The sequence below is a fragment of the Neorhizobium sp. NPDC001467 genome, assembly GCF_050275975.1.
GTDB lineage: Bacteria > Pseudomonadota > Alphaproteobacteria > Rhizobiales > Rhizobiaceae > Neorhizobium.
This window is the reverse complement of the sequence record NZ_JBNNPS010000003.1, coordinates 221,199-236,475: the sequence shown is the minus strand read 5'-3', so window position 1 is coordinate 236,475 and position 15,277 is coordinate 221,199. Positions and strand designations below refer to the sequence as shown.

General features: G+C 61.5%; 14 protein-coding genes. 5 read left to right on the top strand and 9 right to left on the bottom strand.

Annotated elements, in window-relative coordinates:
* Positions 1 to 55: 55 nt before the first annotated feature.
* On the top strand, positions 56 to 904 hold the full coding sequence (mazG, locus tag ACQKKX_RS09620) for a nucleoside triphosphate pyrophosphohydrolase (RefSeq protein ID WP_427570421.1): 849 nt from the start codon (positions 56 to 58) through the stop codon (positions 902 to 904).
* A 12-nt stretch (positions 905 to 916) separates the two neighbouring features.
* Positions 917 to 2,092, top strand: coding sequence for an FAD-dependent oxidoreductase (locus tag ACQKKX_RS09615; protein ID WP_427570419.1), 1,176 nt, complete (start codon positions 917 to 919; stop codon positions 2,090 to 2,092).
* A 33-nt stretch (positions 2,093 to 2,125) separates the two neighbouring features.
* On the opposite strand, the gene hflX is transcribed toward ACQKKX_RS09615, so the two are convergent.
* The 7 genes from hflX to dusB all read right to left on the bottom strand — a co-directional run bounded on the left by hflX (position 2,126) and on the right by dusB (position 11,526).
* Positions 2,126 to 3,466, bottom strand: a complete 1,341-nt coding sequence (gene hflX, locus ACQKKX_RS09610; RefSeq protein WP_427570417.1) for a GTPase HflX — start codon at positions 3,464 to 3,466, stop codon at positions 2,126 to 2,128.
* A gap of 76 nt (positions 3,467 to 3,542) precedes the next feature.
* On the bottom strand, positions 3,543 to 3,785 hold the full coding sequence (gene hfq / locus ACQKKX_RS09605) for an RNA chaperone Hfq (RefSeq protein ID WP_007757453.1): 243 nt from the start codon (positions 3,783 to 3,785) through the stop codon (positions 3,543 to 3,545).
* A 292-nt stretch (positions 3,786 to 4,077) separates the two neighbouring features.
* Entirely contained in the window at positions 4,078 to 5,442 is a 1,365-nt protein-coding gene (locus ACQKKX_RS09600; RefSeq protein WP_427570416.1) for a sigma-54-dependent transcriptional regulator, read from the bottom strand.
* On the bottom strand, positions 5,432 to 7,717 hold the full coding sequence (locus ACQKKX_RS09595; RefSeq protein ID WP_427570415.1) for an ATP-binding protein: 2,286 nt from the start codon (positions 7,715 to 7,717) through the stop codon (positions 5,432 to 5,434). The genes ACQKKX_RS09600 and ACQKKX_RS09595 overlap by 11 nt, the downstream gene beginning before the upstream one ends.
* Positions 7,718 to 7,904: 187 nt before the next feature.
* Positions 7,905 to 9,356, bottom strand: a complete 1,452-nt coding sequence (ntrC, locus tag ACQKKX_RS09590; protein ID WP_427570414.1) for a nitrogen regulation protein NR(I) — start codon at positions 9,354 to 9,356, stop codon at positions 7,905 to 7,907.
* Complete coding sequence (locus tag ACQKKX_RS09585; protein WP_427570413.1) at positions 9,353 to 10,510, bottom strand: two-component system sensor histidine kinase NtrB; 1,158 nt, start codon at positions 10,508 to 10,510, stop codon at positions 9,353 to 9,355. Before ACQKKX_RS09585 ends, ntrC begins: the two co-directional genes overlap by 4 nt.
* A complete protein-coding gene (gene dusB, locus ACQKKX_RS09580) occupies positions 10,507 to 11,526 on the bottom strand; it encodes a tRNA dihydrouridine synthase DusB (protein ID WP_427570617.1) in 1,020 nt (339 codons plus the stop codon). Before dusB ends, ACQKKX_RS09585 begins: the two co-directional genes overlap by 4 nt.
* 158 nt (positions 11,527 to 11,684) lie before the next feature.
* Here dusB and ACQKKX_RS09575 point away from each other — a divergent pair, with 158 nt between their 5' ends.
* A complete protein-coding gene (locus ACQKKX_RS09575; protein WP_427570412.1) occupies positions 11,685 to 12,884 on the top strand; it encodes a bifunctional 2-C-methyl-D-erythritol 4-phosphate cytidylyltransferase/2-C-methyl-D-erythritol 2,4-cyclodiphosphate synthase in 1,200 nt (399 codons plus the stop codon).
* A 2-nt stretch (positions 12,885 to 12,886) separates the two neighbouring features.
* Positions 12,887 to 13,399, top strand: coding sequence for a CinA family protein (locus ACQKKX_RS09570; protein WP_427570411.1), 513 nt, complete (start codon positions 12,887 to 12,889; stop codon positions 13,397 to 13,399).
* Here ACQKKX_RS09570 and ACQKKX_RS09565 read toward each other — a convergent pair.
* Positions 13,390 to 13,836 (bottom strand): type II toxin-antitoxin system RatA family toxin, encoded by a 447-nt coding sequence (locus ACQKKX_RS09565; RefSeq protein ID WP_427570410.1) that lies wholly within the window; start codon positions 13,834 to 13,836, stop codon positions 13,390 to 13,392. The two genes, ACQKKX_RS09570 and ACQKKX_RS09565, sit on opposite strands and share 10 nt — an antisense overlap.
* A 250-nt stretch (positions 13,837 to 14,086) precedes the next feature.
* On the opposite strand from ACQKKX_RS09565, the gene ACQKKX_RS09560 reads away from it, so the two are divergent.
* Positions 14,087 to 14,269: a hypothetical protein gene (locus ACQKKX_RS09560; protein WP_427570408.1), complete on the top strand. Its 183-nt coding sequence runs from the start codon at positions 14,087 to 14,089 to the stop codon at positions 14,267 to 14,269.
* A gap of 4 nt (positions 14,270 to 14,273) precedes the next feature.
* On the opposite strand, the gene lipA is transcribed toward ACQKKX_RS09560, so the two are convergent.
* Entirely contained in the window at positions 14,274 to 15,248 is a 975-nt protein-coding gene (gene lipA, locus ACQKKX_RS09555) for a lipoyl synthase (protein WP_427570407.1), read from the bottom strand.
* Positions 15,249 to 15,277: the final 29 nt, after the last annotated feature.

The window sequence follows — 15,277 nt, the reverse complement described above, 5'->3', positions numbered from 1 at the left end:
ACCAATCCGGCAAAGGCCGGCAACAGCATTCCACTTGCCTCAAGGACTTTTTCGCATGCAACCATCCCAGGACATTTCGCGGCTGATCGAGATCATGGCGGCGTTGCGCGATCCTCAAACCGGCTGCCCGTGGGACATCGTCCAAACCTATGAGACGATCAAGCCCTACACGATCGAGGAAGCCTATGAAGTGGCGGATGCGATCGAGCGCCGGGATATGGACGACCTTTGCGAGGAGCTGGGAGACCTCCTTCTGCAGGTCGTGTTCCACGCCCGTATCGCTGAAGAGGCCGGCGAATTCACGTTCGGCGACGTGGTTGAGGCCGTGACGCGCAAGATGATCCGCCGCCATCCGCACGTCTTTGCACGGTCTGCCGCCGACACGCCAGAAACGGTCAAGCGTCAGTGGGATGCAATCAAGGCGGAAGAAAAGCGCGAGCGCGCCGCACGGCGGCTTGCGGCCGGCGTCACCGAGGATTTCAAGGCCGGTCACCTCGGCGCGGTACAACGCAGCCAGCCGGCCCTGACCGAGGCGTTGAAACTGCAGGAACAGGCGGCCAGGGTCGGCTTCGATTGGTCGCAGGCCGAGCCCATCCTCGACAAGATCGAGGAGGAAATCGGTGAATTGCGACAAGCAATGAAGGCCGGCGAGCCGCATGCCGTGGCCGACGAGCTGGGCGACCTTCTGTTCGCGCTGGTCAATATCGGCCGGCATGTTGGCGCCGATCCGGAAAATGCGTTGCGCGGCACCAACACGAAATTCCGCCGTCGATTCAGTCATATCGAGACGTCTCTTGAGATGCGGAATCAGACGCTGGAAGCGGCCTCGCTGGATGAAATGGAGGCGCTCTGGCAGGCGGCAAAGGCTCTCGAGCGACAACGAACGTCAGCGGATCGGAGCTGACGGGCCGCATTGATGAGATTTGAAAAGCTGGACATTGCTGTGGCGGGTGCCGGGATCGGCGGCCTGTCGCTTGCTCTGATGCTCGCGATGCGCGGCGCGCGGGTTGTCGTCTACGACCAGATGGTCGCGCCGCGACCGGTCGGATCGGGCTTCGTGCTGCAGCCGACCGGGGCCGCCGTCCTTTCGCATCTGGGTCTCCTCGACAGGGCGGCAGCACGCGGCGCCGTCATCCATCGCATGCATGGCAAGCTTGCGGGCACCAACAAGACGGTTTTGGAAATCGGCTACGGGGCTTCCCGCCATGGCATCGCCATCCAGCGGGTCGCCCTGTTCGACATCCTCCTCGATGCGGCGATCGCCGCCGGCGTCACCTTCGAAACGTCTTCCCGGGTCATCGACATGAACGGCGGCGAGCGGCCAACGATCGTTCTGGGCGGGTCGCGCACGGCACCATCCGCAGACCTCGTTGTCGACGCCATGGGTGCGGGCTCGCCGCTTGGGCATATCGCTGCAAAGGAATTGGGCTACGGTGCGCTCTGGGCCACGGTTCCCTGGCCGCAAGACGGTCCGTTTCATCCGCATGAACTGGAGCAGCGATACCATCGTGCCAGCCGCATGGCTGGCGTTCTGCCGGTCGGCACCGCCGCCGACGGTGCGCCAGCCATGGCGACCTTCTTCTGGAGCCTGCGAAACCGCGACATCGACACCTGGCGATCCGCAGGCCGCGAAGCCTGGCTGACCGAGGTTGCCGCGATGTGGCCCGAAACGGTGCCCTTTGCGGCCATCGCCGAACCGGTGCATGCCCGCTACCGGCATCACACCCGCAGGCCGATTGCCGGGCGGCGGGTGCTTCGCATCGGCGACGCCTGGCACGCGACGAGCCCGCAGCTTGGACAGGGCGCGAACATGGCGTTGCTCGACGCCGCCTCCCTGGTTCTGGCGCTAGAACGCTCCGACGGGATCGATCAGGCGCTGAAGCTGCATCTTCGCCAGCGGCAATGGCATATCCGCCTCTACCAGACGCTCAGTCGGGTGATGACGCCGTTCTATCAGTCCGATAGCGGCCTGCTGCCGGTCGTGCGCGACCTGGCGATTGCGCCAGCGACGCAACTGTCCCTGGTGCGTCTGCTGGTCAGCCGGCTTGTGACGGGAGAGTTTCTCGACCCGATAAAAAGGATCGGCCTTTGAGCGCGAAGGCTGCCCTTGCGTCATGACGCTGGCTCAGCGTTCCCAGTCTTCCTTTTCCGCCTTCGGGCTATTGCCGAGTTTGCGTTCCAGTTCGGCTGCCTGCGCCTCGGGCATGCGTATATCGAGCGTGACGGACCCATCCTCGTTGTCCTTGCGTTCGTCAACGATGGCGTTTGCGTAAACCCAGGAGACGATTGCCAGCTTTTCAGGCGGGATGCTGACAGACGCCTCCATCAGGACGCCCGAAAGACGACGGGAAATCTCGTCCATCAGCGGATCGACACCCTCGCCGGTCACGGCGGAAAGCGCCATGATGTTGTTGCGGCCCTCCGCGCGTGCCGCCAGTGCGGCATGGCTTTCGGGATCGAGACGATCGATCTTGTTCCAGACCTCGATAATGCGTTCCTCGCCCTCCTTTTCGCCAATCCCGAGATCGGCAAGGATACGCAGAACGTCCGCGGACTGCGCTGCATTGTCCGGGTCGGACATGTCGCGCACATGCAGGATCAGATCAGCTTCCAGCACCTCTTCGAGCGTGGCGCGGAAGGCTGCGACCAGATGTGTCGGCAGGTCGGAAATGAAGCCGACCGTATCGGACAGGATGACGGTTCGACCGTGCGGCAGCTTCGTGCGACGCAGCGTCGGGTCGAGCGTCGCAAAAAGCATGTCTTCGGCCAGAACGCCGGCACCGGTGATGCGGTTGAAAAGCGTCGACTTGCCGGCATTGGTATAGCCGACCAGAGCGACGATCGGATGCGGCACCTTGCGGCGCTTGGCGCGGTGGAGCTGGCGGGTACGCACGACCTGCTCAAGCTCGCGCTCGAGTTTAACGATACGGTCCTGCAGCATGCGCCGGTCGGCTTCGATCTGGGTTTCGCCGGGACCGCCCATGAAGCCCGCGCCGCCGCGCTGGCGTTCAAGGTGGGTCCATGACCTTACCAGACGGCCCTTCTGATAATTCAGGTGGGCCAGATCGACCTGCAGCGTGCCTTCCTTCGTGGAAGCGCGGCGACCGAAGATTTCAAGGATGAGGCCGGTGCGATCGATGACCTTGGCGCCCCAGGCCTTTTCAAGATTGCGCTGCTGCACTGGGGTCAATGGGTGATCGACGATGACGAGACCGGCGTCGTTCTCGTCGAGAAGCGCCTTGATTTCCTCGATCTTGCCGGTGCCGATCAGGGTGGCGGGCCGGGGCTGGTTGACAGCGACGATCAGGCCCTTGGCGATCGTCAGATCGATGGCGCGCGCAAGGCCCGTCGCTTCTTCGAGGCGCGCCTCGTTTGAGCGTGTCGGCTGCGCGACGATGGGCGCGTCCGCCTGTGCGCCGCGTGGCCGCGTCGGCTTGAGGACGGGCACGAGCACGAGAGCGCGCATGTCATCCCGGTGCCTTTCGGCTTCCGGGACGAGGGATTCGTTCGAGGTATCGCGTATTGTGATGTTATAGGTCCTGTCAGGCGGCGTTTTCTTCGGTCTCGAACATCTGCATCGGCTGGCCCGGCATGATGGTCGAGATCGCGTGCTTATACACCAACTGCGAATGTCCGTCGCGCCGCAGCAGCACGCAGAAATTGTCGAACGAGGTGACGACGCCTGTCAGCTTCACGCCGTTGATCAAAAAGATGGTGAGCGAAATCTTTTGCTTGCGAACGGTATTGAGGAAAAGATCCTGAAGATTTTGAGAACGTTCCGCCATGGCGTCGCTTCTTTCATTCTTGCCGGACTGTCGCCGGAATTATTGTTTATACCCTGAGATATGCGCCGCCCAACCCGGAATCGGCCGCCACCACACGATTGCGCATTTTCCACCGCAAGCGAGCATAGACGCTGCCTGGGAATACACAAAGCGAGCGGGAGCTGCATGTCTGCAACTCCCTATCCCCCGTTATTGGTTAGCAAATCGGGATGCACTCCGCAATCGGCAAAACAAGCGGGGCAGGCCGCCGCATTCGGGCTTCACCTTTCACCCCCCCAGGACAGATTGCCCCTTACACGCCGAGCGATTTCAACTTCCGGTGCAGCGCCGAACGCTCCATGCCGACAAATTCCGCCGTGCGCGAAATATTGCCTCCGAACCGGTTGATCTGTGCAATCAGATAATCACGCTCGAACATTTCGCGCGCTTCGCGCAACGGCAGCGTCATAATGTGGTGGTCACCGCTACCCGTCACCTTCGGCAGCATATCGCCCAGATCCTGCGGCAGCATGTCGGCGGTGATCGGCGCGTCGGGACTGTCACCACGCGCCAGAATCATCAGCCGCTCGATATTGTTGCGCAGTTGGCGGTTGTTGCCGGGCCAGTCATTGGCCTGAAGCACCGCCATGGCGTCATCGCCAATGCGGCGGTTGCGGATACCCGCCTGTTCGGAAACCTGCCGCATGAAATTGTCGACCAGAAAGGGAATGTCCTCACGGCGCTCGGCGAGTGCGGGAACCTTGACCGGCACGACGGCCAAACGGTGATAGAGATCTTCCCGGAAAATCCCTTCGGCAATCAGGTTCTCGAGATTATACGCGGTCGAGGAAATGATGCGGACATCGACCTTGACGCGCTTTGATCCGCCGACGCGTTCGAACTGCTGGTCGACGAGCACGCGCAGGATCTTGTTCTGCGTTTCGCGCGGCATTTCCCCGACCTCGTCGAGATAGAGGATACCGCGATGCGCCTCTTCCAGAGCGCCGATCTTGCGCGGTTGTCCCGGCGTTCCCTCGGTACCGAAAAGCGCGATTTCCATGCGGTCGGGGGTGATGGTCGCCGCATTCAGCGCCACGAAGGGCCCCGCGGCGCGTGCCGACTTCTTATGGATCATGCGCGCCACCAGTTCCTTGCCGGAACCGGACGGGCCAAGGATCATGATGCGGCTATTGGTGGGCGCGACCTTGTCTATCGTCTGGCGAAGCTGCGAGACAGCGACCGACGTTCCGACCAGTTCCAGCGCATCGCCGGTGCGCTTCTTGAGTTCGGTCACCTCGCGCTTGAGTTTCGAGTTTTCCAGCGCGCGTTCGGCGATCAGGATCAGGCGGTCGGCCTTGAACGGCTTTTCGATGAAATCGAAGGCGCCCCGCTTGATGGCCGAGACTGCGGTTTCGACATTGCCGTGGCCGGAGATCATCACTACCGGCAGGTCCGGATGACGGGTCTTGATCTCGTCCAGCAGGGCCAGACCGTCAAGACGCGAGCCTTGCATCCAGATATCGAGGAAAACCAGCCGGGGCACGCGATCGGAAATCGCCGCGAGCGCGCTGTCGGCATCGTGGGCCGTGCGGGTTTCGTGGCCTTCGTCGGACAGGATGCCGGACACGATATCGCGGATATCCGCTTCATCATCCACGACCAGAATATCAGACGCCATAAGCTGTTTCCTTGCTCTTATCCACCTCGGCGTCAGCGCCCTGCAACACAGCCGCATCCTGATGCGGCAGCAGCACCCTGATCATGGCGCCCCGGCCGTGATCGAATTCGCTTGGTGCGTCGTGCAGTTCGAGCTGACCCCCGTGTTCTTCGATGATCTTCTTGACGATGGCGAGTCCGAGGCCTGTGCCCTTCTCGCGCATCGTCATGTAAGGTTCCAATATCCGGTGACGGTTCTCCGTCGGCAGGCCGCTGCCATTGTCGATGATGTCGACGCGGAACAGGCCACGTCCGGTGTCCTGGGACGCCCTGACCCAGACCTTGCGACCGTCGCGTTCCTGATCGCCCGGCACGGCTTCGATCGCCTCGACGGCGTTCTTGACGAGATTGCCGAAGGCCTGACCCAGCATGCGGGCATCGAACATGCCGATCAGAGGCTGATCGCCCAGTTCGCGCACGAAATCGACGTGACTTGCCCCCATCTCCCGCAGGAACACCGCATCGCGCAGGATGTCGCGCAGATCGGCGGGCTCCTTGGCGGGTTTCGGCATACGGGCGAAGGAAGAGAATTCGTCGACCATCCGGCCGATATCGCCGACCTGGCGGACGATCGTGTCGGTGCACTGATCGAAAACCGCCCGATCGTCCTCATTGATCTGCTTCCCGTAGCGCCGCTTCAGGCGTTCGGCCGACAGCTGGATCGGCGTCAACGGGTTCTTGATCTCATGTGCAATGCGTCGGGCCACGTCGGCCCAGGCGGTCGAGCGCTGGGCGATGACGAGATCGGTAATGTCGTCGAGCGTGATGACGTAGGATTCGCGACTGGAGCGCTGCTCCTCGCGTGTAACCTGCACCGACAGCGTACGCTCCTTGCCACCGCGCATCAGATTGATCTGCTTGCGGAAATCGCTACGGGCGCGAAACGCCGCCTCCTTCAACACCTGGTCGATCTCGGGCGCAACATCGAAGAGCCGCTGACCGATCAGTTGCTCGGCGCTGACGCCGAGAAAATGTTCGGCGGTGGGATTGACGATGGTGACCTGATGATCGTCCTCTACGCCGATGACGGCCGCAGACACACCCGACAGAACTGCTTCGATGAACCGCCGCCGATCATCGACCTCGTCCTTGGCTTCGAGGATTTCGTCGCGCTGGCTGCGGATTTCGGAAATCATCTTGTTGAAGGTGCGTGACAGGCTGCCGACGTCTCCATCGGCCGCGCGCACCGGCACGACGACATTGAGATCGCCGGCGCCGACGCTGTCCGCCGCGCTGATCAGCAGGCGGATCGGGCGCACGATCCTGTCGGCGACGGCAATTGCCGTCCATATGGCCGCCAAAAGAACAATCAGCGCAAAGCCGATGTAAAGCACCGCGAAAGCCAGTTGCAGCGAGGTGCGCCCGGCTTCCATCGACTTGTACTCGTCGCGGTTTTCCTCCATCAGCCGCATCGCCATCATCACCTTGGGATCGACAGCGCGCACCGTGTAAAGGAAGGAACCCGGGATGGCGTCGAACTTGATGACGGCGCCGACCAGATTGGTAACGCCCGGCGGTATGAGCGTCGGCTGGCCTGCGGCCGCGGTCGTAAGCGCATCGGATGGAATGGCCGGCAAGGGACGTTCGGTCTTGATCTCGGCCTGCGCAATCGCATCGCCGTCATCGCGCACGAGAAAGGCTCCGAGCAGGCCGCGGCCCTTGGCCTGCCGGCTCATCAGGTCCACGAAACCGGTCCGGTCAAGGTAGAACATCGCGCGGTTGCGCTCGAGATCGTTTGCCATCGAGACCGTCTGGCCCTGCAGATAGCTGGCATTTTCCAGCATATAGGCCTTGGCGACATCGAGAGAGGACTGGACGATGGACTGCGTGCGCAGGGAGAACCAGCGATCAAGACCGACATTGAGCGTCAGACTGGCAAAAATCGCCACGAGGATGGCCGGGGTTATCGCCACGATGGAAAATAGCGCGACGATGCGTACATGCAGCCGGGCGGCCGCGCGACCACGGTTGCGCGCCTTGACGAGCCGGAAAACCTCGCGGACGATCAGCGAAATTAGGCCCAGCACGAAGACGGAGTTGATGATCGCCGACGCGATGACCACATTGGTCGTGGGTGCAATCGGCGTCGCGCCGAGCAGGACAAGCAGGCTGACAATGGCGCAGACCAGCGCGCCGCCGGCCAGAAGCAGGCCCGGCAATGCAAAGGACGCGCGCCGGTCCTGCACGACGGCGAGCGTATCCGCACCGGTCGAAGGCGTCACCACGCCATCTGTCATAAGCCACTCCCGGCTCCGTTAGCCGGGAGCCCTTGAGACGATGAGAAAGCTCAGGAGAATGGTCTCATCCCGCAGCAGTGTTGCAAGAATCGCCCGACCTCGTAAAACCTGAGCATGCGTGACCTTTAAGCAACGCATTGTGGCGAAAATGCAACGAACGGGTCGCGTGTGTCAACCGTTTACGGGCTCAGTTCGCCCGCGAGCTTCGATAGACCGAAACGCCCAATTCGCGAATTTTCTTGCGCAACGTATTGCGGTTGAGGCCCAGCAGGTCGGCCGCCTTGATCTGGTTACCGCGGGTGGCGGTCAGCGCTGCCAGGATGAGAGGATATTCCATCTCGGTCAAAACGCGGTCATAGAGGCCGGGCGGCGGCAGATTGTCGCCGAAACTTGCGAAATAACTGCGCATGTTTTCCTCGACGGCTTGGGAAATGGTCAGCGAACCGCTACGTGCACCCATCTTGTCGATCGGGCTGTCCGGCACGTCGGATCGCAGTTCGGTATCGACGATTTCGCGGGTGATAACATCCTGTGGATAAAGTGCCATCAGACGACGGATGAGGTTTTCGAGCTCACGCACATTGCCGGGCCACGCATATGCCTTCATCACCTCCAGCGCTTCGGTATCGAAGCGCTTGGTGTCGAGGCCTTCTTTCTCACCCGTCTGCATGAAGTGGCGAACGAGATCCGGGATGTCCTCGGCGCGATCACGTAGCGGCGGTAGGCGCAGCGGCACCACGTTCAGCCGGTAATAGAGATCCTCGCGGAACAAGCCCTGATTGATCAGTTGCTTCAGGTCCTTGTTGGTGGCCGCGACGATGCGCACATCGGTGCGGATCGGCGTGCGGCCGCCGACGGTCGTGTATTCGCCCTGCTGCAGCACGCGCAGAAGACGCGTCTGTGCGTCCATCGGCATGTCGCCGATTTCATCAAGGAAGAGCGTGCCGCCCTCGGCCTGTTCGAAACGTCCCGTCGAGCGGTTCTGGGCACCGGTAAAGGCGCCCTTCTCGTGGCCGAACAATTCCGATTCGATCAGGTCGCGCGGGATGGCCGCCATGTTGATGGCGACGAACGGCCCGTTGCGGCGCTTGCCGTAGTCATGCAGCGCGCGCGCCACGAGTTCCTTGCCGGTACCCGATTCGCCGGTGATCATCAGCGTCAGGTCGGTCTGCATCAAGCGGGCGAGAACCCGGTAGATTTCCTGCATGGCCGCCGAACGCCCAACCAGCGGCATGCCATCCTGGGCATCGTCGTCCAGCTTGGCCGGCTTTTTCTTCGGTTCAGCCAGAGCCCGGCCGATGATGGCGATCAGTTCGGTCAGGTCGAACGGCTTCGGCAGATAGTCGTAAGCGCCCTTTTCCGAGGCTTTGATCGCGGTCATGAACGTGTTTTGCGCACTCATCACCAGCACCGGCAGATCCGGTCGCGCCTTCTTGATGCGCGGCAGCAGATCGAAGGCGTTTTCGTCCGGCATGACCACGTCGGTCACCACCAGATCCCCCTCGCCCGCGGAGATCCAGCGCCACAGGGTCGCGGCATTCGACGTGATGCGAACATCGTAACCGGCGCGGGTCAGCGCCTGGTTCAAGACGGTACGGATGGCCGCATCATCGTCGGCGACAAGGATCGTGGCGGTCATTTTACGCTTCCTGTGGAGTTCAAGCTACCGGCATCCTCAAAGGCGCCGTCATCCTTGTGCATGGGCATCAAGACACGGAATACGGTGCGGCGCGGCTGGCTGTCGCATTCGATGATGCCGCCATGCGCGCCGATGATTTTGGCAACCAGCGCGAGACCGAGCCCGGAACCGTTGGTCTTGGTGGTGATGAAAGGATCGAAGAGATGTGGTAGTATGTCCGCCGGCACGCCAGGACCGTTGTCGAAGACGCAGAATTCCAGCGGCAACGAAATCTTCTCGCGTGTGCCGGCCACCGACAGCCGGATCCCAGGGCGATAGGCCGTCGTCAGCGTAATCTCGCCGTCCGGCTGGCCGCCAATGGCCTCCGACGCATTCTTGATGAGATTGAGGAAAACCTGGACCAGTTGATCGCGATTGGCAAAAACCGCCGGCAAGGACGGATCGTACATTTCCACGAAGCGGATATCGCGTGCGAAGCCGGCTTTGGCCACGGCCTTCACGTGGTCGAGAACAGAGTGAATGTTGAGGGCGCTGCGATCGACGGGACGCTCGTCGGAAAACACTTCCATGCGATCAACCAGGGACACGATGCGGTCGGTCTCATCGCAGATCAGCCGCGTCAGCGCCCTATCCTCGTCGGGGACCGATGTTTCCAGCAGCTGGGCTGCGCCGCGAATGCCTGAGAGCGGGTTCTTGATTTCGTGAGCGAGCATGGAGGCAAGCCCGGTCACGGAACGCGCGGCCGCGCGATGGGTCAACTGGCGATCGATCTTGTCCGCCATCGATCGTTCCTGAAAAACAACGACCACCGAACCCGGTTCGCTGGTCACCGGCGCGACATAGAGGTCGACCAGCTTTTCCTGTCCCAGCCGTGGCGAGGACAGATCGACGCGATATTCGTTGACCGGGGCCTTGCGTTCGCGCACCTGATCGATCAGCGCCAGAAGCGGACTGCCGAACGGTATGAAGGTGGAGATCCTGTTCTTGGCCAGATAGGCGGCGCTTGAGCCGAAGAACGATTCTGCCTCCCAGTTGGCGAAGGCCACCTTGCCTTCTTCGTCGACCAGAATGACGGGATTCTGGACCGAATTCAGCACGGCCATGGCAAGCGCATTGCCGCTCGCGATCTCCTGCGGCGTCGGTTTCGACGTCATGCGGCAGCCTTCCGTTCATCTGAGGGCGGGTGCGACAGCAATTCCCGCAGCCGGGAAACCACGACGGCAGGATCACGCTCGATCATCAGCGCTGACCTGTCGGCCGCAGCCGTCTGCGGCGCATTGCAGTCGAGATACCAGCCGAGATGTTTGCGCGCATGCCGAAGACCGGCTTCGCGCCCATGAAAATCGAGCATCATTTCGTAGTGCCGGCATGCGATATCGACAATCGCGGCACGCTCGGGAACATTCGCGCCGGCAAGTACACCGACGTGCCATGGGCGTCCCTGCGCGCCGCGGCCAACCATGACGGCGTCGGCGCCGGAACGACGCAAGATTTCCTGCGCATCCTCAACACTCTTAACATCACCATTGGCGATAAGCGGAATGGTCAGGACGTCCCGCACGGCGCGGATGGCATCCCAATCGGCCTTACCTTCATAAAACTGCATGCGGGTGCGGCCGTGAATGGTAATCAGTTGTACGCCTGCCTCCTGCGCGCGGCGGGCGATTTCCGGTGCATTGATGGAGTTTTCGTCCCAGCCGAGACGCATCTTCAGCGTCACGGGCACCTTAACCGCCCTGACCGTTGCTTCGATAAGCGAAAGAGCATGGTCGGGATCGCGCATCAGAGCCGAACCGGAATAGCCGCCGATCACCTTTTTCGCGGGACAGCCCATGTTGATATCGACGATATCGGCTCCCTCGCCTTCGACGATCCGCGCGGCCTCCGCCATGAACTGCGCCTCGCGTCCGGCGAGCTGGACCATATGCGGTTCGATGCCGGTACTTTTCAGGCGCTCCCACGATTCGCCGCGATTATGAACAAGCTCCCGGCTTGCGATCATCTCGGTGACCACCAGTCCGGCTCCATGCGCCCAGGCGAGCCGCCGAAACGGCAGGTCGGTCACGCCCGACATGGGCGCAAGAACAACGCGGTTGCGTATGGTCACAGGCCCGATATGAAAGGGCTCTGCAAGATCGCGACAATTCAAATGGTGATCTTTCGGGCAAATAGGTGATCTGCATTATTTTTACTCAGGCTTTGCGCGTTTGCCAAGAGCAATTACAGGTGTGCGGTATTTTTAAGCGGCCTGCTGGAAATGCGTGTTTTGAGTCTATAGTGCTCCCCTGTCAATTCCAATTCGCGCGACCGTCCGGGGACGACAGATCCATGAATATCGGCATTGTTATCGTAGCTGCTGGACGCGGCGAGCGCGCGGGATCGCCGCAGGACGGGCCGAAGCAGTACCGACCCATCGGCGGCCGTCCGGTTATTGCGCATACGCTGGAGACGTTTCTCGCCTGGCACCGCAGCGGGCCGATCGTGGTCGTCATTCACCCCGACGACGAGGACCTTTACGCCTCGGCAATCGCGGGCCTGCCGCGCGCCGGGGACGTGATGGTGACATTCGGCGGCGATACGCGTCAGCGGTCCGTACACGAGGGGCTTCGAGCCCTTGCCGGCAGCGGTGCGACCCATGTGATGATCCATGATGCCGCCCGGCCCTTCATCGACCTCGCCCTGCTCGACCGCATAGCGGCGATGTTGGATACTGGGCATGATGGCGTCTTGCCGGCGATACCGGTCGTCGACACGCTGAAACGCGGCGGCGCCGATGGCCTGGTGCACGAAACCGTGTCTCGCACCGCGCTTTATGCCGCCCAGACACCGCAGAGCTTCACGTTTAACGAAATCCGCGCCGCGCACGACAAGGCAGCGGCGCTTCGCCGTGACGACTTCACCGACGATGCCTCGATCGCGGAATGGGCAGGCCTGCCGGTGATGCTGGTGGAAGGGTCGACCGACAATATCAAGCTGACAGTGGGACGGGATATCGATATGGCGAACGAGCGGCTCTCCAAACGGCAACAGCGCGACCTGCTGCCCGACGTGCGGACCGGCAATGGCTACGATGTCCACCAGCTGGTGGCAGGCGACGGCGTCACACTGTGCGGCGTATTCATCCCGCACGATCAGAAACTCAGCGGTCATTCGGACGCGGATGTCGCCCTGCACGCGCTGACCGACGCCTTGCTCGCGACCTGCGGTGCGGGCGATATCGGCGATCATTTTCCCCCATCCGACATGCAGTGGAAGGGCGCCCCCTCGCGGATCTTTCTCGAACACGCGGCAAGGATCGTGAGGGAACACGGCGGCACGATCATGAATGCCGATGTGTCGCTGATCGCGGAAGCCCCGAAGGTCGGCCCGCATCGAGAAATGATGCGCCGCAATCTTTCGGATTTTCTGGGGATCGACATGGAACGCTGTTCGGTGAAGGCCACCACGAACGAAACCATTGGCTTCGTCGGCCGTCGCGAAGGCATTGCCGCTATCGCAACTGCCACGGTTGTCTACCGGGAGGACTGATCGTGGCACTCTTCCCGCCGGACATCGAAAGTGCTGCTGCCCGCATCGTGGCAGAGTTCAGGGTCAAAAGCCTTATGCTGGTTACGGCGGAGTCCTGCACAGGCGGCCTGATTGCCGGCGCCCTGACGGAAATCGCAGGATCGTCGACAGTCGTCGAGCGCGGCCTCGTCACATATACCAACAGGGCCAAGGTCGAGATTCTCGGCGTCGCCCAACAGACGCTGGACGCGTTTGGCGCCGTCTCGCGCGAGACGGCGCTGGAAATGGCGACCGGGGCACTCGCGTGCTCCCCCGCATCGGTCTCGATCGCCGTCACCGGCATCGCTGGCCCAGGCGGCGGCTCGGCACCAAAGCCGGTCGGTCTCGTGCATCTGGCGGCCAGCGCGCGGGGCGGCAAGACCATGCATCGCGAAATGCGCTATGGCGATATCGGACGCAGCGATGTGCGCCTTGCTACCCTGCGCACGGCCTTTGAAATGCTGCTTGAAATCGCCGAAGGTAAGCCTCAGGCATAGATCTTGTCGGCTCTTGCCTCGAAGGCTTCAGCAAACATGCGGAAGGCGCGGTCGAACATCGACCCCATCACGGCCCCGAGGATCATGCTCTTGAATTCATAATCAATGAAGAAGTGCACGATGCATCCGCCCGAACCATCCGCTTCGAACCGCCATCGATTATCCAGATATTTGAACGGCCCCTCGACATATTTCACGTCGATCGCCTGCTCAGCCGGATTGAGAAGAACCTGTGTCGTAAAGGTTTCCTTGATCGCCTTGTAGCCAACGGTCATGTCGGCAACGAGCAGTTCCTTGCCGTCGCGCTCCTTACGGGTGCGGACGGTCAACGCTTCACACAGCGGCAAAAATTCGGGATATTTCTCAATATCCGCCACGAGCGCGTACATTTTTTCGGGCGTATGGCGAACGGGGCGGTGATTTTCGAACTTGGGCATGAGCAGGAGTTAATCGCCGCCTTTGACAAGATCAAGCGCAGCCCCCTGGAAAGCGCGCGTTTTTTGAACGACGCACGCCTCGCAGGCCGGCCAGTCCATCGATAGCGTATTTCAACAAATGCTCAGATATTAACCATCGCGCCGTAAATATACGGAGCGAACACGCCCCGGGACTGATCCAGCGCGGCAATCTCGCGTAAAAAGAGCATCGAAAACACAAGTGCCGGAATGAATCCGGAAGAAGAAGACGATGGACGACTTTACGCAGATGATGAAAATGCTGGAATCCGCCCGGCAGCTGGCCGACATGAACCAGTTACCCCTTCTTGTCTACCTCATCGAGGTCGCCAAGGCCGAAGCGCGGGCCAACCGTTTCGAACTGCGCGACAAGAAGCGTGGCGTGCTGATGGCCGGCAAGAGCGCCGTCGGCTAAGCGACTATTCGGCGGCCACCAGGACCCTGCGCTCACGAGCGGCTTTCAGACGGGCAAAATCATCGCCGGCATGATGCGAAGAACGCGTCAGCGGGCTTGATGCTACCATCAGGAACCCCTTGGTATAGGCAACGGTCTCGTAGGACTTGAACTCCTCGGGCGTTACGAATTTCTCCACCTTGTGATGCTTGCGCGTCGGCTGCAGATACTGGCCGATGGTGAGGAAATCCACGTCAGCGGTTCTCAGATCGTCCATCAGCTGCAACACTTCATTCCGTTCCTCGCCAAGACCGACCATGATGCCGGACTTGGTGAACATGGTCGGATCGAGTTCCTTGACCCGCTGCAAGAGACGGATCGAGTGGAAATAGCGCGCACCGGGGCGCACCGTGAGGTAATTGCCCGGCACGGTTTCCATATTGTGGTTGAACACATCCGGCTTGGCAGCAACGACGCGCTCCAGCGCGCCAGGCTTCTTCAAAAAGTCCGGCGTCAGGATCTCGATCGTCGTCAGCGGCGAAGCGGCACGGATCGCCCAGATCACCTTCTCGAAATGTTCGGCCCCGCCATCGGCCAGATCGTCACGGTCCACCGACGTGATGACGACGTGCTGCAAGCCCATTTCCTTCACCGCGCGGGCGACGTTCTCGGGCTCGGCCAGGTCGAGCGCGTTAGGCTTGCCCGTCGCAACGTTGCAGAAGGCGCAGGCGCGGGTGCAGATCTCGCCCATGATCATGAAGGTGGCGTGCTTCTTGTCCCAGCACTCGCCGATATTGGGACAGCCCGCCTCTTCGCAGACCGTGACGAGCTTGTGCTCCTTCACGATCGAACGCGTTTCCTGATAGCCCTTGGAGACCGGCGCCTTGACGCGGATCCACTCGGGCTTGCGCATCACCTCGGTATCAGGCCGATGCGCCTTTTCGGGGTGACGGATGCGCTTCTCGTCCGTCAGCGACGTCCTGTCGAGAATGGTGACCATGGTAGACTGTTCCTCCGCCGCTCCCAGCG